The sequence below is a fragment of the Winogradskyella algicola genome, assembly GCF_005869935.1.
Taxonomy (GTDB): Bacteria; Bacteroidota; Bacteroidia; order Flavobacteriales; family Flavobacteriaceae; genus Winogradskyella; species Winogradskyella algicola.
The window spans coordinates 1-336 of record NZ_SZQF01000027.1 but is presented as its reverse complement, the minus strand read 5'-3'; the positions used below and the strand labels follow the sequence as shown (position 1 = coordinate 336).

The window sequence follows — 336 nt, the reverse complement described above, 5'->3', positions numbered from 1 at the left end:
CATCCAGTTTAGGCAGTGCAGAAGGCGACCTATTGGTTGGCGAAGTAGCGACGTATACGGCGACCTATGTTATCGAGCAGGATGCCGTGGATGCCGGAGGCTTTAGCAACAGTGTTTTAGCTGATGGCGATAGTCCAGCGGACACGAATGTCGATGACACGAGTGATGATGGTGATGACACGGATGGCAATACCGAAGACGATCCAACAGAAACGCCAATAGCGGAAGACCCGAGCATCGAGGCCGTTAAGACGGTAGCGATCACCAATGATGTAGCACCAGTAGGGGCAAGTTTAGGAGACACAGTAGAATATACGATCACGGTAACCAATACAG

General features: G+C 51.2%; 1 protein-coding gene. It reads left to right on the top strand.

The annotated features are described in order from the left end of the window. Positions 1 to 336, top strand: a 336-nt coding sequence (locus FC091_RS15090) for a DUF7507 domain-containing protein (protein WP_212745842.1), incomplete at both ends; no start/stop codon positions are given.